This window comes from Salipiger bermudensis, from assembly GCF_019801965.1.
Lineage (GTDB): Bacteria > Pseudomonadota > Alphaproteobacteria > Rhodobacterales > Rhodobacteraceae > Salipiger > Salipiger bermudensis_A.
On the sequence record NZ_JAHVIA010000003.1, the window covers coordinates 416,343 to 441,209 of the forward strand.

Genomic DNA, 24,867 nt, shown 5'->3' on the forward strand with positions numbered 1-24,867 from the left:
ACACAATTTGCTGGCACCTGAGCCGCTTGAGGCGCATATCGCGCATGTGTGTGGCTGTTTGGTACGAGAATGACGGGATCCGCCGAGACTCGCGGGACGCCAGCCGTTTCGGTTATTTTGCCGGCAAGCAACGAGGCAACGCTGATCGGCGGCTGCCTTGCGGCGCTGTGCGATTCCGACTGGTCCGAGAGCGCGCCGGTCGAGGTCATCGTGATCGCCAATGGCTGCGCTGACGACACCGCCGCGCGCGCCCGTGCCTGCGCTCCGGCTTTCGCCGAGCGCGGCTGGACGCTGCAGGTCATCGAGCGCGCCGAGGGCGGCAAGCTGGCGGCGCTCGATGCCGGTGATGCGGCGGCCTCCGGGGCGATCCTTGTCTATCTCGATGCCGATGTCACCGTGGCGCCGAGGCTCCTGCAGCAGCTGCACCAAGCGCTCTCCCGCCCCGAGCCGCGCTATGCCAGCGGCAGCGTCAACATCACCGCGAAAGGTGCGGTCTCGCGCGCCTATGCGCGGGTCTGGCGCAGAGTGCCGTTCATGGCGCGCTGCGTCCCGGGCTGCGGGATCTTCGCGGTCAACGCAGCCGGGCGGGCACGCTGGGGGCGCTTCCCGGAGATCATCTCCGACGACACGTTCGTGCGGCTGAACTTCGCGCCCGACGAGCGCATCGGCGTCGCGGCGGGCTATGACTGGCCGATCGCCGAGGGCTTTTCGCGGCTGGTGCGGGTGCGGCGGCGGCAGGATGCCGGCGTGGCCGAGATCGAGGCCCGCTATCCCGGGCTTCTCGCCAATGACGACAAGCCTGCCTTCCCCGTTTCCGAAAAGCTTGGCCTGGCGCTGCGCGACCCGCTGGGCTTCGCGGTCTATACCGGGGTAGCGCTGGCGGTGCGGCTGCGACCTGCCGCCGAGGGCTGGAGCCGCGGACGATGAGCGCGGCTCTGCTCTCCCGCTTCCGCGGCGCCTCGCTCGGTGCGCGGGTGATGCGCAGCTCGCTGCTGACCGTCGGCGGCTTCGCCTTCAGCCAGGGCCTGCGCCTTGCGTCGAACCTGATCCTGACACGGCTGCTCTTCCCCGAGGCCTTCGGCCTGATGGCGCTGGTCTCGGTGTTCATGATGGGGCTGCAACAGTTTTCGGATGTCGGGGTGACCCCGGCGATCCTGCAGAGCAAGCGCGGCGACGAACGAGACTTCCTCGACACCGCCTGGACCATTCAGGTTCTGCGCGGGATCGGGCTCTTTCTCGTTGGCTGTGGCCTCGCCTGGCCGATGGCGAAGTTCTACGACGAGCCGCAGTTGCTCGCCATGCTGCCCGCCGCGAGTTTCGCGCTGCTGATCGCGGGTTTCAAGCCCACGCGCATGGATAGCGCCAACCGGCATCTCAGTCTCGGACGGGTGACGCTGCTCGATTTCATCACCCAGATCACCGGCGTGGTCGCGGCGGTGCTGCTGGCCTGGATCACCGGCTCGGTCTGGGCACTGGTGCTGAGTGGTCTGATCGCCGTCACCGTCGAGGTCGTGATCAACTGGATCTTCCTGCCCGGCGCCGGCAACCGCTTCCGCTGGGAGCGCGCCGCGGCGCATGAGCTGATCAATTTCGGAAAGTGGATCTTCCTGTCGACGGTCTGCGGCTTCTTCTTCAGCCAGAGCGACAAGATCCTGATGGGCAAGTATCTCAGCCTCGACCTGCTCGGGATCTACAATATCGGCTATTTCCTCGCCGCCTTCCCGATGCTGCTCGGCGGCATGGTGACCCGGCGCATCCTGATCCCGATCTACCGCGAGACCCCGCCCACCGAGAGCCGCGCCAATTTCCTGCGCCTGCGCAAGATGCGCTTCGTGGTGACGGCGGCTCTGATCGTCATGGTCGGCATCTTCGCGGCGCTCGGCCACTGGATGGTCGATCTGCTCTACGATGCGCGCTACCTCGCCGCCGGTGCGGTGACGGTGATCGTGGCCTGCGTGCAGATGCCCCAGATCATCGTGCAGACCTATGACCAGGCGGCGCTGGCCGCCGGCGACAGCCGCACCTTCTTCGTGCTGGCGCTGGCGCGGGCGATTCTGATGGTGGCGTGCCTGCTCGCCGGGCTTGAGATGGCGGGGCTCCTGGGCGCGCTGCTCGGGATCGGTGCCGCCTATGTGCTGGCCTACCCGGTGGTGGTCTGGCTGGCGCGGCGCATGGGGGCGTGGGATCCGCTGCACGACGCGCTGTTTGCGCTGGTTGCGCTGCTTCTGGCGGCGCTGGCAGTGGCGATCAACTGGAGCGAAATCGTGGCGCTGGCGCAGCTTGGTTGATAGGCTGGGCCAACGCGGGGCGCGCGACCGATTTGAGGAGCCGGCTCATTGTCTTGCTAGCTTTGACAATGGCGGCGAATACCGGGGGGAAAGGGGCGTATCGTTGCCTGAACGGCGGGACCGCCCAAATTTCTCCTAACTTTTCCTTTACGCAGACGCCGCGTCGCGCGTTACGAGGGTCGGGTTCATGAGCACATCAGTGCCGCTGCATGGCAGCGAAAACGATATTGCCATCGTCGGCATGGCGGCGCACCTGCCCGGGGCCGACAGCATCCAAGCCTACTGGGACAACCTGCGCTCGGGCCGCTCCTCGATCCGCCGCCTGAGCGAGGATGATCTGCGCGCCGCCGGCGAAGCTCCGGGCCTGATGCGGCACAAGGATTACGTTCCTTTCGCCGCGCCGCTCGATGATTTCGAGATGTTCGACGCCGAGTTCTTCGGGTTCTCCCCGAAGGAGGCGGCGATCATGGACCCGCAGCACCGCCAGTTTCTCGAGACCACCTGGGAGGCATTTGAGAACGCCGGCCACGTGCCCGAGCGCTTCGCCGGGCAGATCGGCGTCTTCGCCGGCTGCGGCATGGGCTCGTATTTCTATTTCAACGTCTGCTCCAACCCGGACCTGGTCGAAAACACCGGCATGTTCCTGCTGCGCCATACCGGCAACGACAAGGATTTCATGACCACGCGGGCCAGCCACGTGTTCGATCTGCACGGGCCCTCGATCAACCTGCAGACCGCCTGTTCGACCTCGCTGGTGGCGACGCATTACGCTGCCCAGGCGCTGCTCAACGGCGAATGCGACATGGCGGTGGCCGGCGGCGTGACCATCGAGCTGCCGCAGAACCGCGGCTATCTCTACAAGGAAAACGAGATCCTCTCGCCCGACGGCGAATGCCACGCCTTCGATCACCGCGCGCAGGGCACGGTGTTCGGTTCCGGCGCGGGCGTCGTGGTGCTGCGCCGGCTCGCTGACGCCATCGCCGATGGCGACCACATCTGGGCCGTTATCAAGGGCACCGCGGTCAACAACGATGGCGCCCAAAAGGCCGGCTACCTGGCGCCCTCCGTCGATGGGCAGGCGCAGGCGGTGGCCGAGGCGCAGGCGATGGCGGGGATCGCCTCCGACAGCGTGGATTACGTCGAGTGCCACGGCACTGGCACCTATCTCGGCGATCCCATCGAGATCGCCGCGCTGACGCAAGGTTTCCGCGAGAGCGCGGAGGCGGTCGGGCATTGCCGCATCGGCTCGGTGAAGACCAATATCGGCCATCTCGACACCGCCGCCGGCGTCGCCAGCTTGATCAAGACCGCGATGGCGCTCGAGGCGGCCGAGATGCCGCCATCGCTGGGCTTCGAGGCGCCGAACCCGGCGATCGATTTCGCAAGCTCGCCCTTCGTGGTGAACGACACGCTGACGCCGTGGCCTGCGCGCGATCATCCCCGTCGCGCCGGGGTCAACTCGCTGGGCGTCGGCGGCACCAACGCCCACGCGGTGCTCGAGGAGGCGCCTCGGCGCGCGCCCTCGGAAGAGAGCGACTGGCCGTTCCAGATCCTGACGCTGTCGGCCCGCAGCAAGCCGGCGCTCGACACGGGCGCCAAGCGTCTCGCGGCGCATCTGCGCGCCCATCCCGAGCAGTCGCTGGCCGACATCGCCTGGACGCTGCAGCAGGGCCGCCGCGCCTTCGAGAAGCGCCGGATCGTGGTGGCCGAGAGCCACGAGGAGGCCGCGCGCCTGCTCGAGGAAGACGCGCCGCGCCGGGTGCATTCGCACAGCGCGCTCGACCGGCCCGAGACCGTCTTCATGTTCCCCGGCGGCGGGGCGCAATATGCCGGCATGGCCCGCGATCTCTACGAGACAGAGCCGGTCTTTGCCGAGTGGATGGACCGCGGCCTCGACGCGCTGGCCGAGATCTCCGACGCCGACATCCGGGCGCTCTGGCTGCCCGCCGAGGAAGACCGGCACCGGGCCGACGAGGCGCTGACCAGGCCGTCGCTGCAGCTGCCGCTGATCATGATCACCGAATACGCGCTGGCCCGGCTCTGGATGAGCTGGGGTGTCCAGCCGGTGGCGCTGGCCGGGCACTCGATGGGCGAGAACACCGCCGCCTGCCTCGCCGGCGTGATGGGCTTCGAGGACTGCATAGGCCTCGTGCACCTGCGCGGGCGCCTCTTCGATACTGTGCCGGCGGGCGGCATGCTCTCGGTCAACCTCTCCGCCGACGCGCTGCTTCCGCTGCTCGCCGACGAGCTCGACCTCGGCGCGGTCAACGCCCCCGAGCTTTCCGTCGCCTCCGGGCCGCAAGCTGCGCTCGACGCGCTCGAGGCGCGGCTGCGCGGCGATGGCATCGACTGCCAACGGATCCCCATCGACATCGCCGCCCATAGCCGCATGCTCGAGCCGATCCTCGACGATTTCCGCGCCTATCTGCGCTCCATCGACCTCTTCGCGCCGCAGATCCCGCTGACCTCGAACCGCACCGGCCAGCTTATGACCGACGAGCAGGCGACCTCGCCCGATTACTGGGTCGAGCACCTGCGTGGCACCGTGCGTTTCGCCGATTGCATCGCCACACTGGCCCGCCCCGAGCGCATCTATCTCGAGGTCGGCCCCGGCAAGGCGCTGTCAGCGCTGGCCCGCCAGCATTCGGAAGTGGCGGGGCAGGCGGTGCTCTCCTCGCTGCGCCATCGCGACGATGCGATTGCCGACGACAAGCACATGTTCGAGGTGCTCGGCCGGCTCTGGGCGCTGGGCGCCGAGATCGACTGGGAGCAGGTCTGGGGCGAGGCGCGGCGCAACCGCGTGGTGCTGCCTTCCTACGCCTTTCAGCGCGCACCCTATTTCATCGCGCCGGGCAAGCCGTCCTCCGAGACCGCGCCGCAATTCCTGATGCGCAGCGACGATGTTGCAAGCTGGGGCTGGAAGCCGGTCTGGCGGCCGCGTGCCGCCGCCGTCGAGGTCGATGTCGAAGCCGGTCTTGCGGATGCCGAGCCGCAGAGCTGGCTGGTCTTCATGGACGAGGCCGGGCTTGCCGCCCGCGCGGTGGAGAAGCTGCGCGCCGCCGGTCACACGGTGATCGAGATCCGCCCCGGCGATGCCTTTACCCGCGTTTCCGACACCGCCTACATCCTGCCGCCCGAGCGCGGCCGCGAGGGCTACGACCTGCTGCTGCAGGATCTCGCCCTGCGTGGCCATGTGCCGACCCGGATCGCGCATTTCTGGATGGTCACCGAAGGCGAGACCCACCGCCCCGGCTCGAGCTTCTTCCACCGGTTGCAGGAGCAGGGCTTCTACGCGCTGCTCTTCCTCGCGCAGGCCATTGCCGAGGAAAACCTGCCGCGCCCGTTGCACCTGACCGTGGTCACAAACGGTGCCGCCCGGGTGCGCGACGAGGCGCTGCCCCATCCCGCCAAGACCACCATCGCCGGCCCCGCCCGGGTGATCCCGCGCGAGCTGCCGGGCGTCACCGTCTCCACCCTTGACCTCGCGCTGCCGCCGCGCGCCGAGGCCGGGCTCTTTGCGCGGGCCAGGGCCGAGGCGCGGCGCGAGCAAGCGCTCGAGGCGCTGGTGCTGCAGCTGCTCGAAGAGCTGCTCTCCGAGCCCGCCAACGCCATCGCCGCCCTGCGCGGCGCCAAGCGTTATGAATGCGCCATGAAACCGGTCGACCTGCCCGAGGCCGCCCCGGTGGCGCGCGAGGGCGGCACCTATGTGCTGACCGGCGGCTTCGGCGGCATCGGCCTGACGCTGGCGCAGGACTTCGCCGCGCGCGGCGCCAATCTCGTGCTCATTGCCCGCCGGGCGCTGCCCGAGCGCAGCGCATGGCCCGACTACCTCGCCCGCCATGCCCCGCAGGACGGCATCGCGCGGCGCATCCGCGCCGTACAGGCTCTGGAAGAGGCCGGGGCACAGGTGATGATCGCCGCCGCCGATGTCTGCAATCCGGGCCAGATGCGCGCCGTCCGCGAGGAGGCCGAGGCCCGCTTCGGCCCGATCACCGGCGTGATCCACGGCGCCGGCGTCATCGACGACGCGCCGCTGCTCACCAAGTCGCCCGCCAGCGTCGAGGACGTCTTCACGCCGAAGATCCACGGCACGCAGGTGCTGGGCGAGGTCTTCCCCGATGGCTGCGCCGAGTGGATGGTGCTGTTCTCGTCTTCCTCGACCGTCACTGCCCCGGCGGGGCAGGTCGATTACGTTGCCGCCAACGAGTACCTCAACGCCTTTGCGCAGTCGCGGTCTGGCGGCAGGACCCGGGTTCTGGCGATCAACTGGGGGATCTGGAACGAGGTCGGCATGGCCGCCGAGGCCGTGGCCGCGCGAAGCGGCGAGGTGCCGCCGGCGCCGGTCGAGCCCGCCGGCGTGCCGATGCTCGACGACAAGAGCTTCGACACGCAGGGCAACCGGCTCTTCACCGCGCGCTACTCCACCGATGACTGGTTTATCGACGAGCACCGCACCCGCGCCGGCGATGCGCTGCTGCCGGGCACCGGCTACCTGACATTGGCCGCCGAGGCGCTGCGCGCCCAGCACGAAACCGGCGGATTCGAGATCCGCGATCTTACCCTCCTGCGTCCGCTGCGCGTGGCCGAGGGGGGCGCTCGCGACGTGCGGCTGCGGCTCTCGCGCCGCGACGAGGGCTACGGGTTCGAGCTGCTGGCCGACGCCACGCTCGCGGGCAAGCGCGGCCATGCGCTGACCGCGCAGGGAACGCTGGCGCTCCTGCCGATGCGCCGCCCCGAGCCGCTCGACCTTGATGCGATCCGCGCCCGCTGTGGGAAGCCCGTGGTGGTGGCGGACGGTGGCAAGCTTGCCACCGCGCAGGAGGTGCAGCTCGCCTTCGGCCCGCGCTGGCGGGTGCTCGACAGCCGCGCGCTGGGTCATGGCGAGGGCATCGCCGAGCTGTCGCTGGCCGAGGCCGCCAAGGACGATGGCTGCCTGCTGCACCCGGCGCTGATGGACATCGCCACCGGCTGGGCGATGGAGCTGATCGAGGGCTACCAGCCGACCCATCTCTGGGTGCCGGTGAGCTATGCCCGTGTCCGTGTGCATGCGCCGTTGACCGATCAGATCGTCAGCTGGGTCCGCAACGCCGCCGAGAACCGCGCCGATGCCGAGACCGCGAGCTTCGACATCACGCTTTGCGCCCCCGATGGCGCGGTGTTGGTGGAGATCTCGGGCTTCACCATCCACAAACTGGCCCAGCCCGATGTCCTGCACGCCGCGCCGCGCCTGACCGCCGCCGAGCTCGAGATCGACGGCGCCTCGGGCACGGCGCAGCCGCTCTCGCCCGCCGAGGAGCGGCTGGCGCACAACCTCAGCCAGGGCATCCTTCCCGAGGAGGGCGCGCGCGCCTTTGCCCGCGCGCTGGCGCTGGGGCTTCCGCAGGTTGTCATCTCGTCGATGGATCTCGACCAGCTCACAAGCCAGACCGCCGCCGTCACCGCAGAGGCGGGCGAGGTGCAGAAATTCGACCGGCCCCAGCTCGACGGCGATTACGTCGCTCCCGAAAATGATATCGAGCGCACGCTGGCGGGCTTCTGGGAAGAGCTGCTGGGGGTGCAGGATGTCGGCGTCGAGGACAGTTTCTTCGATCTCGGCGGGCACAGCCTCATCGCGGTGCGGCTGTTCTCGATGGTCAAGAAGGCCTACCGCGTCGATTTCCCGATCTCGGTGCTATTCGAGGCGCCGACGATCCGCAAATGCGCGCGCATGATCGCCGATCAGGTGGGGATCACGGCCAGCGCGGACGGCGCCGAGGCCGCGCCGCGCGCGCCCGAGCGCCGCTTCACCCATCTCGTGCCGATGCACGATGGCGAAGGCGGGCCGCGCAGGCCGTTTTTCCTCGTAGCGGGCATGTTCGGCAACGTGCTGAACCTGCGCCACCTCGCCAATCTGCTGGGGTCCGACCGGCCGTTCTACGGCCTGCAGGCGCGCGGGCTCTACGGCGGCGAGGAGCCGCATGCCAGCATCGGGGCGGCGGCGCGCGACTACATCGCCGAGATGCGGCAGGTGCAGCCCGAGGGGCCCTACATGGTCGGCGGTTTCTCGGGGGGCGGCATCACCGCCTTCGAGATCGCCCGCCAGCTCGAGGCGATGGGCGAGGAGGTGGCGCTCTGCGTGCTGCTCGACACGCCGCTGCCCACCCGCCGGCCGCTCGAGCCGAAGGACCGGCTGCTGATCCAGATGCAGGAACTGAAGGCCAAGGGGCCGTTCTACCCGCTGATCTGGGCCCGCAACCGCATCCGCTGGGAGATTGCCAAGCGGCAGGTGAAAGAGGACACCGCCGAGCAGCACAGCTTCCACAATGCCGAGATCGAGGCCGCCTTCCTGACCGCCGTGGCGGAATATGACGTCACCCCGTGGCAGGGGCGTCTGGTGCTCTACCGCCCGCCGCTGGTCGGCAAGTGGGCCGTCTCGCAGGGGCGCATGGTCAACTCCGAGCGCGCCTACGTGATGCATGACAACGACTGGAGCCAGTATGTCCCGCATGTGGAGGTGCACGAGGTGCCCGGCGATCACGACAGCATGGTGCTCGAGCCCAACGTGCGGGTGCTGGCGGCGTTGATGCGCGAGGCGATCACCGGCGCCGAGGCGGATCTGCGCGGCGGCTCGGAGGTGGTCGACTTCCCCGGCCAGTCCGGCCACCGGGCGGCGGAGTAGGCGCATGGGTCCGAAGCTGCTGATCGTGTCGCTGAACTACCGCACGCCCGAGATGACCCTGCGCTCCGTGCAGGCGGCCCTGCGCGAGATGGCGGGGCTCGATGCCGAACTGGTGATCGTTGACAACGATAGCGGCGACGGCTCCTTCGAGACGATGCAGGCTGCGCTCGTTTCCGAGGGCTGGGCAGAGGGCGCGCCGATCCGGCTGATCCAGTCGGGGCACAATGGCGGCTTCGGTGCCGGCAACAATGTGGGCATCCGCGCGGGTTGGTCGGATGGCAGCGCGCCGGATTACGTCTACGCGCTGAATTCCGATGCCTTCCCGGACCCGGGCAGCCTGAGAGCGCTGCTCGACCATCTCGAGGCCCACCCCGAGGCGGGCTTTGCCGGCAGCTATATCCACGGCGAGGCGGGGGATCCGCACGTCTCCGCCTTCCGCTTCCCCTCCATCGCCTCCGAACTCGAGGGCGCGGCGCGCTCGGGGCCGATCTCGCGCCTGCTGCATCGGAGACGCGTGCCGCTCGAGATGCCGTCGCAGACACAAAGGGTCGATTGGGTGGCCGGGGCCTCGCTGATGATGCGGCAGAGCGTGCTCGACGAGATCGGCCTCTTCGACGAGACCTTCTTCCTCTATTTCGAGGAAACCGACCTCTGCCAACGCGCCGCGAGGGCCGGCTACGAGACACACTATGTCCGCGACAGCGAGGTCACCCATATCGGGTCGGTCTCGACGGGGATGAAGACATGGGCGCGGGTGCCGGGCTTCTGGCTCGACAGCCGCTGGCACTATTTCACCAAGACCCACGGGCGCGCGTATGCGGCCGTGGCGACGCTCGCGCATCTGGCGGGCGGGTTGCTCTGGCGGCTGCGGCGGGTGCTGCAGCGCAAGCCGCAGGCCGATCCCGACCATTTCCTGAGCGATCTCGTGGTACATGACCTCAAGGCGATGACGCGGCCACTGCCGGTCACGCGTGAAACCAAACCCGGCCGCGTGCCGGGGGCGGCTCTTGGGGCGCAGTCGGAGTAGGTTCTATGGCGCAGTTTTCCAGCGTGGTGATCGGCAACGAATCCCTCCTCGTGCAATGCAGCGAGAAGCTCCTCGCGGCGGGGCACCCGATCCGCGCGGTGGTGACCCGCAACGCGGATATCGCCGATTGGGCGGCGGGGCGCGGGCTCACGGTAATTGCGCCGGGCAAGGGGCTGGCCGGGCGGCTCGAGGGGCTGGCCTTCGACTGGCTGCTCTCCATCGCCAACCTCGACATGCTGCCCGCGGACGTGCTGGCGCTGCCCGACAAGGGCGCGATCAATTTCCACGACGGCCCGCTGCCGCGCCATGCCGGGCTCAACGCCCCAGTCTGGGCGCTGATCGAGGGCGAGAGCCGCCACGGCATCACCTGGCACATGATCGAGGGCGGCATCGACGAGGGTGATATCCTCGTCTCGCGCGGCTTCGACATCGCGCCCTCCGATACCGCGCTGACCCTCAACACCAAGGCCTACGAGGCCGCCATCGACAGCTTTGGCGACCTGATCGAGCAGCTCGAGCACGGGCTGCGCCGCTTCCCGCAGGACCTGTCGCTGCGCAGCTACCATGCGCTGGCCGACCGGCCTTCGGCGCACGGGCTGCTCGATTTCACCAAGCCCGCGCCCGAGCTGGCGCGGCTGGTGCGCGCGCTGGATCACGGCGGCTACGCCAACCCGCTCTCGGCCCCGAAGCTGCGCGCGCGCGGCTCGCTCTGGCTGGTCGGCGAGGCGAGGGCGGTCGAGGGCAGCGGCGCTCCGGGCGCGGTGCTCGAGGCGACCGACGATCACCTGACGGTGGCCTGCGGCAGCGGCGCGCTGCGGATGGCGCATTTCAGCCACCCCTGCGGCGCGCTGGCGCTGGTGGCGCAGGTCGGCAGGCCGGGCGAAGCTCTGGATCTTGTGTCCGAGGCTGAGCGCGCCGCCATCGCCGAGGCGGTGGCGCAGGTCGCGCCCCATGAGGGCTACTGGCGCAAGCGTCTCGCGGCGCTTTCGCCGGCAGAGCTTCAGGGGCTGGGCAAGGCGCGCGGCGAGGTCGTCTCGCGTCCGCTGGCGCTGGGCAATGCCGTTCCGGCGCATGTGATCGCTTGCGCCTGGGCGGCGCGGCTCGATGGGCACGAGAGCTGCGATCTGGCCTATGCCGATGCCGCGTTGACCAAGCTGGCCTCGGGCGGGGTCATCGCGCCGTCGGTGCCGCTGCGGGTCGAGGCAACCGGGAGCGTGGCGACGCTGGGGCAGAGCCTCGAGGCGGAGCTTTCCACCGTGCAGAAACGCAAGGGCTTCGCCACCGACCTGCCGGCGCGCGAGCCACAGCTTCCCGGCGCGCCGCAGCTGCCGCATATCGGCCTGAGCTTTGGTGCGGGCCACATCATTGGCACTGCCATCACCGTCGAACTGACCGCCGAAGGCGCCACGCTGCACGCGGATACCGGGCGTCTGCCGCAAGCGCAGGCGCAACTGCTCGCCGCGCGGCTCGAGCTGATGGCGCGCGAGGCGCAGGGGCACTCCGACCTTGCCAGCCTGCCGGTGCTGCCGGAGGCGGAGCGGGATATGGTGCTGAATTTCTGGAACGCCACCGGAGAGGCCCACGATCGCAGCCTGACCATGCAGGCCGCCTTCGAGGCGCAGGTCGCCAAGACGCCGGATGCCGTGGCGCTGGTCTTCGAGGATCAGAGCCTGACCTATGCCCAGCTCAACGCCCGCGCCAATCAGGCGGCGCATGTGCTGCGCGGCATGGGGGTGGGCGCTGGCTCGGTCGTGGGGCTCTTTACCCGCCGCTCGGTCGACCTGATGGTCGGGGCGTTGGGCATCCTCAAGGCGGGCGGCGCCTACCTGCCGCTCGACCCGGCCTACCCGGCGGAACGCCTGCGCCACTACATCGCCGACAGCGGCGCGCCGGTGATCGTCACGCAATCGGCACTGAAGGGCGACCTGCCCGAGCACAGCGCCGACCTGCTGGTGATCGACGCCGATCCGCGCCTGCCGCAGGCGCCGACCGCGAACCCCGGCCCGGCCAGCACGCCGGAGGATCTCGCTTACCTGATCTATACCAGCGGCTCGACCGGCACCCCGAAGGGCGTGATGATCGAGCATCGCAACGTGCTGAACTTCTATCTCGGCATGGATGCCAACGTGCCGCACGAGCCGGCGGGGACGTGGCTCGCGGTGACCTCGCTGAGCTTCGACATCTCGGTGCTCGAGCTGTTCTACACCACCGCGCGCGGCTTCAAGGTGGTGCTGACCTCGGACGAGGACCGGGCGCTGATCTCGAACGGGCCGATGCCTCTGTCGGACCGATCGATGCAGTTTTCGCTCTACTACTGGGGCAACGATGACGGCGCCGGGCGCGACAAGTACAAACTGCTGCTCGAAGGTGCCAAGTTCGCCGACCAGAACGGCTTCTGCGCGGTCTGGACGCCCGAGCGGCATTTCCACGCTTTTGGCGGCCCCTATCCCAACCCGTCGGTGACCGGTGCGGCGGTGGCAGCGGTGACGCAGAACATCGCGGTGCGCTCGGGCTCGGTGGTCGCACCACTGCACCATCCGGCGCGCATCGCCGAGGAATGGGCGGTGATCGACAACCTCACCAACGGGCGCGCGGGGCTGGCCATCGCCTCGGGCTGGCAGCCCGACGATTTCGTGCTGCGCCCGGAAAACACCCCGCCCGACAACAAGCCCGCCATGCTGGAGAGCATCAAGCAGGTGCGCCGCTTGTGGCGCGGTGAAAAGGTCGGCTTCCCGCGCAAGGACGGCACCCTGCACGAGGTGGTGACGCAGCCGCGCCCGGTCTCGTCCGAGCTGCCGGTCTGGGTGACCACCGCTGGAAACCCCGAGACGTGGAAAGAGGCGGGGCGGCTGGGCTGCAACGTGCTCACCCATCTGCTCGGCCAGTCGATCGACGAGGTGGCAGACAAGATCCGGCTCTATCACGGTGCGCTGCGCGAGGCGGGGCATGATCCGAAGGACTTCACCGTCACGCTCATGCTGCACACCTTCGTGGCCGCCACCCGCGAGGAGGCGCGCGAGGTCGCCCGCGAGCCGATGAAGGATTACCTGCGCTCCGCCGCCGGCCTGATCAAGCAATACGCCTGGGCCTTTCCGGCCTTCAAGCGCCCGCAGGGGCTCAACAACCCGTTCGAGCTAGATCTCGAGATCCTCACCCCCGAAGAGCTCGACGCCATCCTCGACTTCGCCTTCGAGCGCTACTTCAACGACAGCGGCTTCTTCGGCACCGTCGAGGATGCGCTGGCGCGCACCGAGGAGCTCAAGCGCATCGGCGTGGGCGAGATCGCCTGCCTGATCGATTATGGCATCGAGCGTGAGCAGGTGCTCGCCGGGCTGCGGCCGCTGGCGCAGGTGGTGCAGGCGGCCAACGTGGCGCCCGCGCTCGACGCCGGCGATTTCTCCATCGCGGCCCAGATCCTGCGCCACGAGGTCACGCATCTGCAATGCACCCCCTCGATGGCGCGGATGATCGCGATGAACGACGAGGCGCGCTATGCGCTCTCGAAAGTGCAGCACCTGTTCCTTGGCGGCGAGCCGCTGCCCGGCGCGCTGGTGCAGGAGTTCGGCAAGATCACCGAGGCCAGCGTCACCAACATGTACGGCCCGACCGAGACCACGATCTGGTCTTCGACCGAGGCGGCGTCCGCCGGCGATGGCGTGGTTAATATCGGCCTGCCGCTGGCCAACCAGCAGCTCTACGTGCTCGATGACGAGATGCGCCCGGTGGGCATCGGTCAGCCGGGCGAGCTATGGATCGGCGGCGAGGGCGTGACGCGCGGCTACTGGGGCCGCAAAGAGCTGACGGCGGAGCGCTTCCTGCCCAACCCGTTCCACGGCGGGCGGATGTATCGCACCGGCGATCTGGTGCGCCGCCGGATCGACGGACGCATCGATTTCATCGGGCGCGTCGATCAGCAGGTGAAGATCCGCGGCTTCCGCATCGAGCTGGGTGAGATCGAGGCAGTGATGGAGGCGCAGCCGGGGGTGACGCAGGCGGTGGTAGCGGCGCGGGAGGACCAGCCCGGCGATATCCGCCTCGTGGGTTACTACAGCTCCGAGACACCGCTCGATGCCGCGGCGATGAAGGCCGCCATGGGCGCCGACCTGCCCGCCTTCATGGTGCCGGGGCAGCTGATGCGGCTCGAGAGCTTCCCCTTGACCCCGAACAAGAAGGTCGACCGCAAGGCGCTTCCGAAGCCGGTGTCGCGGCGGTCCAAGCTGACGCCTTCTGTGGAGGCCGCTTCGAAGGTTGAGGCCAGACCCGCCGCGGCGCGCGACGCCGGGCAGGGCAATGCCCGGATCGAGGCGCGGATCGCCGAGATCTGGTCGACGGTTCTGGGCGTGGCAGAGATCTCGGGGCGCGACAATTTCTTCGATCTCGGTGGCCACTCGCTGCTGGCGGTGCAGGCGCACCGCGCCATCCGCGACGAGCTCGGCGCCAAGGGCCTGTCGATCACCGACATCTTCCGTTTCCCGGTGCTTGGCGATCTGACCGCGCGGGTGACGGGGCTCGTCGATCCCGAAAGCACTCCCGCTGCCGCCCCGAAGCGCGCGCCACGCCCGCAGCCGGCTGCCACCGCCGCGCCGGTGACCCCGATGCCCGAAGCGCCGGCCCCGATCGCCAATGACCGCGCCCGCGCGAGATCGGAGGCGATGGCGCGCCGCCGGGCGATGCGGGCGCGGCGTAGCGCCTGAGGCGATGGATGCCGCCGCGCTGAGACTGGCGCTTTCGATGGTCCGCTTTCCCGAAGGGCTGGGCTGGGCCGTGACCGAAGCGACCAGCGATCCCGACGCGCTCTTCCCCGAGGAGCGCGTCGCCGTGTCCAGAGCCATCCCCGCGCGGGTTGCCGAGTTTGCCGGCGGCCGCACCGCCGCGCGCGCCGCGATGGCGCAGCTCGGCCTGCCGCCCTGCGCCATCCCCGCCCGTCCCGATCGCACGCCGCACTGGCCGAAGGGCGTGGTGGGGAGCATCAGCCATGCCGGGCCGCTCTGCATCGCCGTGGTGGGCCGCAGCGCCGACTGGCGGATGATCGGCGTCGATCTCGAACCCGACCATCCGCTGCCGCGGGATCTCGTTCCCGAGATCGCGACGCCCGACGAACTGGCGCTGCTTGCGCCGCTGCCGGAAGCGCTCGCCGCGACCCGGATCTTCAGTGCCAAGGAGGCCGCCTACAAGGCCCAGTACCCGCTGACCGAGGCGCTATTCGGCTTCGAGGCAATGGCGGCGAATCTGCAAATCGGGCGCATGAATATGGCAAAAAATGTCGGACTCGGGCACGGCGCGATCCTGCCAATGTGGCAGCTTCTGGTCGCGAACCACGTCATTTCACTCTGCCTGAGCGCGAAAACCGGCTAAAACCCCCCGATATTGAGGCAAAAATGAGGCCGTGATCTGCGATACGGACACGAATTGTTTCCTGTTCGTGTGCGTTTGAACGTGGCCAAATTGGGGCAAATTTGTTAATTTATGTCTCGAAGGTGGCACGCTCCCGACGTGTTTTGGCCCAACTTGAGGGTCGGTCGAGAACGGTCGCTTTCTCCGAACGTAGGGTGGGGGCCAGACGTTGCCGGAGTAACGAGATGAACCAGTTCCAGTCGATCGGTGAGGTGCTGTCCGCACTGAAACGCCGTGCCCTGCTGATTTTCCTAGTGACCGTACTTGGTAGTGCCGCCTCCGTCTGGCTCGCCCTCAACCAAATCAAAGTCTTCGAAGCCACGGCCGTGGTGCAGATCGAGGAAGGCCAGGTGCCCGACTCACTCGCCGGGGCGTCGGCCCAGAACCAGGATGCTGCCCGTCAGGTGCGCCTGATCGAGCAGCGCCTGATGTCGCGCGACAATCTCGTTGCGCTGATGCAGGAGCACGAGCTCTTCACCGCAGATCCCTCGATGTCGATGGGCCAGCGCCTGTTCCAGATGCGCGAGGCGGTGCGCATCGAGGAAATCCGTGCCAACACCCCCAGCTATGCCGCCCAGCAGGAAATGCCCTCGGGTCTGCGGATCCGCGTCGCGCTGCCCGACGCCCAGAAGGCCGCCGACATTGCCAACCAGATGATGTACCAGGTCATCAACCAGTCGCGCGACCGCAGCCTGAGCAATGCCCGCGAGACGCTGGCCTTCTTCGAGAGCGAAGCCGAGCGGGTCGAAACCGAGATCGAGGCGATGGAAGCCGAGATCGCGAGCTTCAAGCGCGACAATGCCGAGGCCCTGCCCAGTGGCACCGGCGCGCTGCGCAGCCAGCTCACCACGCTCGAGGACAGCCAGCTCTCGCTGGAGCGCGAGATCGTCGAAATGGAGGGCAATTCGACCCGCCAGCGCGAAGAGGTGCTGGCCCGTCAGCTCGGCCTGATGCGCGAGCAGAGCGCCCTGATCGAGCAGCGGATCGCCGAGATCGACGCCACGCTGCTGCGCGCCCCGGAGGTCGAGCGTGAACTTTCCGCCCTCGAGCGCGATCTCGATCGCCTCAAGGATCAGTACAGCGTCATCACCCGCCGCAAGGCCGACGCGGAGATGGGCCAGATGCTCGAGGATCGCCAGCAGATGGACCGGTTCGAGGTGCTCGAGACCGCGCTCGTTCCCGAGGTCTCGGCGTCGAGTGGTCGCAAGAAAATCGTTCTGGCCGGGGTTGCCGCCAGCCTGTTTGCCGGCATCGGCCTCGCCTTCATGGCGGAGCTGCTGAACCCGGCGATCCGCAGCGCGGCGCAGATGGAGCGGATCCTCGGGATGCAGCCGGTGGTCTCGATCCCGGTGATCGAAGCCCGGCGCGACCGCCAGGCCCGTCGGCTGCGCAGCATCACCGCGGCCGGTCTACTGGCGGCGCTGACGCTGGCGCTGCACCGGCTGTTCAGCGAGGTCATGCCCTGGCAGGGGATCGTGGACAGGTTCCTGCCGCGGATGGCCCGGCCCTGAGCGTCGCAGGGGTCGGGCCGGGGCCTGGCCTCTGCGACGCAGGCGCCGCCCGGCCTCACCGGGGCATCGCGTCTCCCGGAAGGCCCGGGCTCAGTAGGTGTAGTCGCGGACCTTGCTGTCCTCGGCCTTGTTGAGAACGGTGCCGAGAAGCGGCACGTCCTCGCCGAGCCGGCGCTGGACCTCGAGAACTTCCTTCTCGGTGGTGATGCCGCCACCAAGGACCAGGATCACCCCGTCAAACTGGCTGCGGAACGCCATGACATCGTCGTAATAGAGCGCCGGCGGCAGGTCGAAGAGCATCACGTCGGGCGCGAATTCCTCTTCGATCCGTCGCAACGCGCTGCGGGTCTGCGGTGCCTGAAGCAGCTCCGAGGCGTAGGGCTCGACGGTGCTGTTGAAGCCGAAGGCGATGTTGCGCCCCGCGTGGATCTCGTTCTCGCCCATGCGGATCAGGTGATCCTCCGGCGCGACCAGCCCGCGCAGCACATCGCCCATCGAGCCGGGGTTCTTCACCCCGAGCACCTTGTGCAGCGAGGGCCGGCGCAGATCGCAATCGAGCAGCAAGGTGCGGCAATTCTGCTGCCGCGACAGGCTGATGGCGAGATTGGCCGCGGTGAAGGTCTTGCCGCAATCCTTGGTCGGCGAAGTGATTGCCACGCGGGTCCAGCCGCGCTCCGCCAGCGCCTGCAGGAGCCGGGTGCGCAGCACGTCGAAGGCGGCATGGGCCGGGTCCTGGCGCTCGGCGGTGATGATGCGGTGGCGCTCGAGATGGCGCGGATTGACGGTGAATTCCTGAAGCCGGTGCCAGAGCGGCGTCGGCCGGCGCACGGGGCCGTCGCTGAACGGCCGGCGCGGTGCCGGCTCGGGCCGCGCCTCGGGGGCGGGCGAAGACGCCAGGGTCGAGACCTTGTCGCCCTCGTGGACACGCAGGCGGGCGCGGATCTCCTCGCGTTTCGCAGCGGCCTGGCGGCGCGCCTCCTCGCGCGCTTCCGCGTCGCGTCGCGCCTCTTCGGCGGCGCGCTGGCGAGCCTCTTCCTCGGCGCTGCGCCGGGCGGCCTCCTCGGCCGCATGCGCGGTCTCCTCGGCCAGGGCGGCCTGATCCTCGGCACGACGGCGCTCGAGCCGCCGATCGCGGCTCTCGAGCGGCTCGATCGGCGGATCCTCGGGCCCGTCATCGACGGGAGTGCGCTTCCTGCGCCGGAACTTGCGTCTCTCAACCATGTTCATGCCTTTGCGCTCCGCAGATCATGCGGCGCTTGAGAGCCTACCAGAACCTTGAACACCTGCATCGACCAGCCCGTTTACGGGCATGCCGACCGCTCGAAGATTCGGCATGCGTTAACCTTGCTTCCCTTTAAGCAGAGAAATTTGACCAAAGTGAGGAGGGGCCCGCCGGGCCGCTGCCGCACCGGCTCGGTCAGAAGCCGATCAGGTTGGCCTCCGTGATGGCCTTCCGCACGAAGGCGCCGCGGTCGGTCTCGGGTGTCCAGTCGAGCATTGCCTTCGGCTTGGCGTTGGCGAAGGGCGAGAAATGCGCCCGGCTCTTCCAGTCGGCCAGCGACGGGCGGACCACGCCGTGCTTGCGCAGGGCGTATTTCTTCAGCCCGTATTTCACCGCGTCGGAAAGGTAGAAGGCGGTAAGGTTGCCGCTGCTGACCCGGATGCGGGCGCCGAGCGCGTCGTGGATGGCGTCGAAATAGCCGCGCGCCGAGAGCATCGGCTCGCCGATCAGGTTGAAGCTCTCGCCGATGGCCGAGGACCGCGCCGCCATGCGCACCAGCCCATCGGTGACGTCGTCGATCAGCACGAAGGGCAGGATGTTGTCGCCCGGCCCCCAGATCCGCACCGCGCCGGCGCCGTGCCAGCGCCCGATGCCCCAATGCTGCAGCGGGCCGCCATGGCCCACCACGATGCCGGGCCGCGCGATGGTCAGCGGCAACCCGCGCTCGCGGTGCAGCGTCATCAGCTGGCGCTCGCACTCGGCCTTGGAGCGGGCATAGAGGTTGCGGTCGGTCATGTCCTCGGGGAAGGCCGTGTCTTCGGTGATGGTCTGGCCGGGATCCGACATGTCGTAGCTGGCGATGGTGCCGGTATAGACCAGCCGCGTCACCCCGGCCTTCTCGCAGGCCATGCCGATGCGGGTGGCGACGCCCACGTCATTGATCAGCGCTTCCGCCCACGTCTTGTCCATCGACTTGGCGAGGTTGAAGACCACGTCGATGCCCTGCATCGCCTCTGTCAGCCCCTCGAGATCGTGCAGCGAGGCGCCCACCGTCTCGACCTGGTCGGGCAGGTCAGGGAAGGGGCCCAAGCGGCCGCGCGACAGCACCCGCACGTCATGCCCGTCGGCCACCAGCCGCCGTGTGAGCGCGCGCCCGATGAACCCGGTGCCGCCGATCACCATGGCGGTGGGCCGAGGCTTGCGGGTCTGCAGCGCGGGGGCCTTCACCGCCAGCGCCTCGGCAGGCAGCAGCGCCAGCGCATCGTCGAGCGCCTGCATCACCGTCACCGCGCTCTCGCCGCTGAAGCGGGGATCCTGCGCTTTGCCCATGTCCTGGTAGAGCGCCGCGTCCATGCCGCGGAAGCTCAGCGCGTAGGGCCCCTTCTGGTTCAGCGACACGGCCTGCCGGACTGCATTGACGCTGCCTTCGCGCAGGTGCTGCCAGCTCAGGTCGAGCTGCTTGCGCAGCGGGTTCACGATCAGATCGGAGCTGTTCTCGCGCTCGAGGATCAGCACGTCGGAGGCGAAATCGAGCCGCGCCCGGCCCGAGGAGCCGCGCAGCGTCACCGAGCGGTCGTCCTGCGTCTCGACCAGCGAGATGGTCAGGGTGATCTCGACCTCGCCGACGCGGGCGAGGATGCGGAAGGCCTGCGGACGGGGATCGCCACCGGGCAGGTCGACCGGCTTGCTGGCCTCGGCGAAGGTGATCTCGGGTGTGCCGAAGAGATCGACGGCAAAGGCCATCAGGTGCGGCCCGACCTCGAGCAGCAGGTTCTTCGGCTCGCGCAGGAGCCAGAGGTTGAACGGCCCCGAGCGCAGCGGCGCGAGCGGCAGCGCGTAGCTGATCTCGCAGGCCGAAATGCGGCCCAGATCGCCCGCCAGCATCATCTCCTTGAGCCGCACATAGGAGGGCAGACCGAGAAAATTGTGTCCGGCGTGGAAGCGCTTGCCCGCGGCCTTCGCGGCGGCGAGGATCTCGCGCGTGTCGTCGGCGCTCTCGGCCACCGGCTTCTCGACCAGCACGTGCAGCCCGGCCTCGAGGCACTGGATCGCCAAAGGTTTGTGCAGCTGCGGCGGGGTTAGGATGTGGACGGCCTCGCAGAGCCCGCTCTCGATCAGCGCCTCGACACTGGTGAAGGGCTGGGCGCCATAGGCCTCGGCCATGCCGCGGGCGGCGGGCTCCGACAGGTCGCAGACCGCGGCGACCGAAACGCCGGGCGTGGCGGAGAGGGCATCGGCGTGCCAGGTGGCGATGTAGCCGGCCCCGATCAGGCCCACGCGGAGAGGTTCGGACATGGAAACGTGCCTCACTTGTACTCGATGATGCGCATCTGCGCATTGCGGCGGCGACGCCAGTGATAGGTCGCCATGCCGATCATGTTGGGGATCTTCGACAGGGTCAGGAGCGTGCTGTGCCGGTAGGCCTCGCGCGGGGGCAGGCCATCGCGGATCAGGCCGCGAGCGGTGCGGTAGTAGTTCAGGGCGTAGACGCAGAGCCCGGCCACCGGGAAGCCCCACCAGAGCAGCCCGCCCAAGAGGATGAAGAGCGGCAGCGCCAGCCCATAGACCAGCGCCCGCTGGCGCTCGCGCAGGAAATACTCCGGGTGCAGCGCGCCGACCTGCGCGAAGCCGTGCCCGGTGCGCAGGGCGCGGGTCCACCATTGGCCGAAGCGGTGGGTGTCGGCGTCGTGGCGGGTCATCTCGGCGGGAATGCGTTCGAGCCGCCAGCCGGCCTTGCGCAGCCGCGTGCAGAACTCGTCATCCTCGGCGGCGATCACCGTGGCATCGAAGCCGCCAACGGCGCGGAAGGCCTCGGCGCGGACCATCATGTCGCCGCCGCAGGCGCGGATCTGGCCCGCCGGGCGGCGCCATTCGAAATCGGCCATCTGATTGTAGAGCGAGGCGTTGCGGTGGATCTCGGAGCGCCAGCCGGTGACGAGCCCGAGTTGGGGGGTGGCCGCGAGATGCGCGCGGGCGCTTTCGAGGTAGCCCGGCACCAGCGTGCAATCGCCGTCGATGAACTGGACGAATTGCGGATCCTTGAGCGCCTCGAAGCCGGCATTGCGGGCGCGGGCGGCGGTGAAGGGCGTGGCGGGATCGAGCGCGACCACGGTGGCGTCGGCGCGGCGCGCCTCGGCGAGGCTGTCATCGGTGGAGCCGCTGTCGACATAGACCACCTGTCGGGCCTGCCCCGCGACCGAGGCCAGCGCCGCCGTCAGTCGGGCGCCCTCGTTGCGCCCGATCAGTACGACATCGACAGGGGGCCGTTCGTGGCTCATCCCAGCACCTCGCGCTTGGCGGGGCTCTCGCCCTCGGCATAGGCGGAGAAGAGATGCGAGAGCCGCGCCGCCTCGATATGGATGTTGAACTCGGCCTCGACGGTGGCGCGGCCCACGCTGCCCATCACCCGGCGCTGGTCGGCGCTGGCGAGGAGTTGCGCGATGGCCTCGGCCAGCGCAGTGGCATCGCCCGGCGGCACCAGCACGCCGTTTTCCCACTGGGTGACAAGCTCGGGGATGCCCGCGATCTGCGTGGCGACCACCGGCACACCCGCCGCCATCGCCTCCATCAGGACAACCGGCACGCCCTCGGCGAAGCTCGGCAGCACGAAGACATCGCTCTGCGCCAGCGCCTCGGCCACCTCCGACTGGCTCCGGTAGCCGAGAAACGTCACCGTCTCGCCCAGCGCCCTGGCCCGCGCCTCGAGCGCGGCGCGCTCCGGCCCGTCGCCGATGAGCGCAAGCCGGAGCTGCGGCAGGCGCGCCTTCAGCGACGCCACCGCGTCGAGCAGGATCGGCACGCCTTTCACGCCCGCCATCCGGCCCACGAAGAGCAGCGTCTGGCCTTTGTGGGGGGCAGTGTCGTAGCGCACCGGGTCGATGCCGCAATGCACGATGTGCAGCTTGTCCCAGTGTGCCGCATCGGCGAAGCACATGAGCTGCGAGCGGCAATATTCCGAGATGCAGGCGACGAAGCGCGCCCGCGCGGTCTTTTCGTCGATGCGCCAGTGCTGCGGCTCGAAGAAGATGTCGGGGCCGTGGATGGTGAAGCTGTAAGGAATGTCTGAGAGTTCGCTCGCCAGCATCGCCACGGTGCACGACGCCTTGGCGATGTGGTTGTGCAGGTGCTCGACGCCTTCGCGCTTGAGACGGTCGGCCAGCACCGCCGCCTCGAGGAAATAGATCAGGTTGTAGAGCCGGCCCTTGAAGCCCTTCGGCGCGGTCTGCCACGCCAGCCTGAGCGCGCCGAGGTAGCGCGCGGGGCGCAGGGCGAAGCGCAGATGTGCTTTCAACAGGCGCAGCGGGTTCCTCGCGGCGGCGATGACCTTGAAGGTGCTTGCGTGCTCGTCACGCTGTTCGGGGCCGACCAGATGCTCGGCGCCGGTAGTGCGGATCGAGCAGGTCAGCACCTCGTGGCCGAGCGCCCGCAGCGCCGCCACTTCGCGCTGGATGAAGGTGTCCGAGGCGCGGGGGTATTCCCCGGTCAGGTAGGCCAGCTTGGGCAGGCTCATGTCTGGCTCTCCAGCGTGTCGCGCAGCAGGGTCTCGAAGGGCGCGTCATCAACGCCGCCGAGGCTCGCCCGGAGCGCGGTGTTGGGCCAGCGCAGCGGCATGATCCGGGCGCGCAGCACCGGCTCGCGCAGGAGGCCGGGCAGGCGGCTTTGCAAGGGTTTCAGCGTGCGGGTGAGCGACAGCCAGAGCGTCCACGGCAGGTTTACCGCGGCTTTCGGCCAGCCCGCTGCCTTGCGGTGGGCCGAGACGAAGCGCGTGCGCGTCGGCAGGTCGTCGTCGATGACGTTGAGCGCGGTCATGCTCTGCGGGTCGGTGAGGCTCGCCGAGATCAGCGCGCGGGCAAGGTGTTTCACGTGAACCAGCGGCAGCGCGCCATCCGAGGCCAGCGTGACCTGAAGCGGCCCGGACCAGAAGCCGTTCAACGCGTGCCACGTCCGGCCCGGCCCCCAGACCGCGCCCGGACGCATCAGCCAGAGCGGCTGCAGCGCGCCCTGACAGAGCACTTCCTGCGCCAGCTTCGACTCGGCATAGGCGTCCTGCGCGTGGCCGGGGCGGTTGAGCGGGCTGCGCTCGGTCACCGCATCGCCGGGTGCAAGCTGTCCGAGATCGTAGACCGCGATGGAGCTGACCAGAACCAGCCGGATGTCCCCTGGCAGCGCGGCCAGCAGGTGGCGGGTTGCGGCGAGCGTGTCGGCCTCGATGGCGGCACCGTCGTCGCCGAGATGCGCCGCCGCGTGGATCACCGCGCCGCAGCCTTCGAGCGCGCGGCGCAGCGTCAGCAGCGAAGGCGGCTGCGACAGGTCGGCCTCGACCACGCTCACGCCGTCATCCTCCGCCCATTCCGGCGCGACGGTCTTGCGCACCACGGCGACGACCTCGAGCCCGCGGGCGCGGGCCTCGGCCACCGTGGCGCGGCCGATGAAGCCGCCGGCGCCGGTGATCAGGATGCGGCTCACCTCGCCGCTCATCTTGCCGCCTACTTCGCCCACGGCATCGGCTCCATCGCATCGCAGCGCGTGGTCATGCACTGGGCGCCGCTGGTCTCGCCGGCGTTCTGCATCGCCAGCGTGACTTCGGTCATGTGCAGGGCAAACGCCGACGACAGCCGGCAGGGGCGGCCCTGGTCCAGCGCTTCGAGCATCTCGGCGGGGCCGAGCATGAAGTTCATCGCTGCCGCGCCCCAGCGCCTGACCTTGGGATGGGTCGGGCCCTTGAGCTTCACGCGTCGGGGCAGGGGGCTTTCCATCAGCCGGCGGCGGATCGTCATGCGCCTGGCATAGGTCACCTTGGCGCTGTTGTCCCAGGCCGCCCCGCAGCGCAGCACGCCCTCATCCCCGATCACCCGGATCGAATGATCATGCGGCGCAACGATGGAGCAGGTCAGTCGGGTCACCGGACCGTTCTCGAAGAACAGCGTCGCAATGCTCAGGTCGGGCGCCATCGGGCCGGCGCCGGTCTTGTCGGGAATGGTCTCGGCGCTGGCCGCGACCACGGTGCGCACCGAGCCGAACCACGAGATCAGCCAGCTCAGGTAGTAGCCCGCGTGTTCCAGGGTGCAGCCGGTGCGGAATTCATCCTCGTAGGGCCAGGGCGCGCCGGTCTCGGAGAGCCACTTGGCGTAGGCGGCCTGCGGCACGAAGCCGTCGTCGAGCTCGGCGTAGATCGCCCGGGGCGTGCCGGCGATGCCCTTGCGCAGCGCGTGGCCGAGGGTCTGGGCCGTCTCGCCCAGCACCGAGCAGGGCGCGGAGGCCAGCAGCAGGCCGCGCTCTTTGGCCAGCGCGCAGAGCGCCTTGGCCTCGTCGAGCCGCAGCGCGAGCGGCTTCTCGCAATAGACATGGTGACCGGCCTCGAGACAGGCGCGGTTGAGCGCGTAATGCGCCGAAGGATTGGTCAGGTTGAGGATCACGCCGCCTTCGGGTGCCGCCTCGAGGAAGCTGGCCAGCGTGGTCTTCTTCGGCAGGTTCCAGTGGCTGCAGAACCGATCGAGCCGGGCCGCGTCGTGGTCATAGACCCCGGCGACCTCGATGCCCTCCATGGCCTGCAGCGATCGCAGGTAGAGATCGGCCACGAAGCCGCAGCCGAGAATCGAGATTGCGCGGCTCATGCGAAACGCCAGTCGCCGGCCGGGAAAAGCCAGGCCCCGCAGGGGCGGGAGCGGGAAAGATCGGGCATGAAATCGGTACTCTCGAATCCTGAACCGGCCGGTTGTTTCCGTTGAACAGACAATTTTGACCATAATTCGGCAAAAAGGGCCGAT

Annotated in this window: 13 protein-coding genes; 7 read left to right on the plus strand and 6 right to left on the minus strand. The window is 69.0% G+C overall.

The genetic code is table 11. The annotated features are described in order from the left end of the window. Window positions 1-69: 69 nt before the first annotated feature. The 7 genes from KUV62_RS09005 (at window position 70) to KUV62_RS09035 (ending at window position 16,878) form a co-directional block, all read left to right on the plus strand. On the plus strand, window positions 70-927 hold the full coding sequence (locus tag KUV62_RS09005; protein ID WP_222603343.1) for a glycosyltransferase: 858 nt from the start codon (window positions 70-72) through the stop codon (window positions 925-927). After that, entirely contained in the window at window positions 924-2,288 is a 1,365-nt protein-coding gene (locus tag KUV62_RS09010) for an oligosaccharide flippase family protein (RefSeq protein WP_222603344.1), read from the plus strand. Before KUV62_RS09005 ends, KUV62_RS09010 begins: the two co-directional genes overlap by 4 nt. A gap of 187 nt (window positions 2,289-2,475) precedes the next feature. Next, a complete protein-coding gene (locus tag KUV62_RS09015; RefSeq protein ID WP_222603345.1) occupies window positions 2,476-8,946 on the plus strand; it encodes a type I polyketide synthase in 6,471 nt (2,156 codons plus the stop codon). A gap of 4 nt (window positions 8,947-8,950) precedes the next feature. Further along, the gene (locus KUV62_RS09020) at window positions 8,951-9,973 is read left to right on the plus strand and encodes a glycosyltransferase family 2 protein (protein WP_222603346.1); all 1,023 of its coding nucleotides are present in this window, start codon (window positions 8,951-8,953) and stop codon (window positions 9,971-9,973) included. A 5-nt stretch (window positions 9,974-9,978) separates the two neighbouring features. Continuing rightward, window positions 9,979-14,667: a MupA/Atu3671 family FMN-dependent luciferase-like monooxygenase gene (locus tag KUV62_RS09025; RefSeq protein WP_222603347.1), complete on the plus strand. Its 4,689-nt coding sequence runs from the start codon at window positions 9,979-9,981 to the stop codon at window positions 14,665-14,667. A 4-nt stretch (window positions 14,668-14,671) separates the two neighbouring features. Then, a complete protein-coding gene (locus KUV62_RS09030; protein ID WP_222603348.1) occupies window positions 14,672-15,328 on the plus strand; it encodes a 4'-phosphopantetheinyl transferase in 657 nt (218 codons plus the stop codon). A 224-nt stretch (window positions 15,329-15,552) separates the two neighbouring features. After that, window positions 15,553-16,878 carry a GumC family protein gene (locus tag KUV62_RS09035; protein ID WP_222603349.1) on the plus strand — a complete coding sequence of 442 codons (1,326 nt, stop codon included), beginning with the start codon at window positions 15,553-15,555 and terminating at the stop codon, window positions 16,876-16,878. A 90-nt stretch (window positions 16,879-16,968) separates the two neighbouring features. On the opposite strand, the gene KUV62_RS09040 is transcribed toward KUV62_RS09035, so the two are convergent. From KUV62_RS09040 to KUV62_RS09065, 6 genes are all read right to left on the minus strand, one after another. Further along, window positions 16,969-18,105 carry a CpsD/CapB family tyrosine-protein kinase gene (locus KUV62_RS09040; protein ID WP_222603350.1) on the minus strand — a complete coding sequence of 379 codons (1,137 nt, stop codon included), beginning with the start codon at window positions 18,103-18,105 and terminating at the stop codon, window positions 16,969-16,971. A gap of 190 nt (window positions 18,106-18,295) precedes the next feature. Further along, window positions 18,296-20,395 (minus strand): NAD-dependent epimerase/dehydratase family protein, encoded by a 2,100-nt coding sequence (locus KUV62_RS09045; RefSeq protein ID WP_222603351.1) that lies wholly within the window; start codon window positions 20,393-20,395, stop codon window positions 18,296-18,298. A gap of 11 nt (window positions 20,396-20,406) precedes the next feature. Continuing rightward, a complete protein-coding gene (locus tag KUV62_RS09050; protein ID WP_222603352.1) occupies window positions 20,407-21,378 on the minus strand; it encodes a glycosyltransferase in 972 nt (323 codons plus the stop codon). Then, window positions 21,375-22,610, minus strand: a complete 1,236-nt coding sequence (locus KUV62_RS09055) for a glycosyltransferase (protein WP_222603353.1) — start codon at window positions 22,608-22,610, stop codon at window positions 21,375-21,377. Before KUV62_RS09055 ends, KUV62_RS09050 begins: the two co-directional genes overlap by 4 nt. Continuing rightward, the gene (locus KUV62_RS09060; RefSeq protein WP_315901570.1) at window positions 22,607-23,599 is read right to left on the minus strand and encodes an NAD-dependent epimerase/dehydratase family protein; all 993 of its coding nucleotides are present in this window, start codon (window positions 23,597-23,599) and stop codon (window positions 22,607-22,609) included. Before KUV62_RS09060 ends, KUV62_RS09055 begins: the two co-directional genes overlap by 4 nt. Next, entirely contained in the window at window positions 23,587-24,714 is a 1,128-nt protein-coding gene (locus KUV62_RS09065) for a Gfo/Idh/MocA family protein (RefSeq protein WP_222603354.1), read from the minus strand. The genes KUV62_RS09060 and KUV62_RS09065 overlap by 13 nt, the downstream gene beginning before the upstream one ends. Window positions 24,715-24,867: the final 153 nt, after the last annotated feature.

Bases quoted from the DNA above. Each gene is read 5' to 3' on its own strand.
- KUV62_RS09005 (WP_222603343.1), top strand. From the start codon at position 70: ATGACGGGATCCGCCGAGACTCGCGGGACGCCAGCCGTTTCGGTTATT.
- KUV62_RS09035 (WP_222603349.1), top strand. From the start codon at position 15,553: ATGAACCAGTTCCAGTCGATCGGTGAGGTGCTGTCCGCACTGAAACGC.
- KUV62_RS09040 (WP_222603350.1), bottom strand. From the start codon at position 18,105: ATGAACATGGTTGAGAGACGCAAGTTCCGGCGCAGGAAGCGCACTCCC.
- KUV62_RS09065 (WP_222603354.1), bottom strand. From the start codon at position 24,714: ATGAGCCGCGCAATCTCGATTCTCGGCTGCGGCTTCGTGGCCGATCTC.
- KUV62_RS09020 (WP_222603346.1), top strand. From the start codon at position 8,951: ATGGGTCCGAAGCTGCTGATCGTGTCGCTGAACTACCGCACGCCCGAG.
- KUV62_RS09015 (WP_222603345.1), top strand. From the start codon at position 2,476: ATGAGCACATCAGTGCCGCTGCATGGCAGCGAAAACGATATTGCCATC.
- KUV62_RS09050 (WP_222603352.1), bottom strand. From the start codon at position 21,378: ATGAGCCACGAACGGCCCCCTGTCGATGTCGTACTGATCGGGCGCAAC.
- KUV62_RS09045 (WP_222603351.1), bottom strand. From the start codon at position 20,395: ATGTCCGAACCTCTCCGCGTGGGCCTGATCGGGGCCGGCTACATCGCC.
- KUV62_RS09010 (WP_222603344.1), top strand. From the start codon at position 924: ATGAGCGCGGCTCTGCTCTCCCGCTTCCGCGGCGCCTCGCTCGGTGCG.
- KUV62_RS09030 (WP_222603348.1), top strand. From the start codon at position 14,672: ATGGATGCCGCCGCGCTGAGACTGGCGCTTTCGATGGTCCGCTTTCCC.
- KUV62_RS09055 (WP_222603353.1), bottom strand. From the start codon at position 22,610: ATGAGCCTGCCCAAGCTGGCCTACCTGACCGGGGAATACCCCCGCGCC.
- KUV62_RS09025 (WP_222603347.1), top strand. From the start codon at position 9,979: ATGGCGCAGTTTTCCAGCGTGGTGATCGGCAACGAATCCCTCCTCGTG.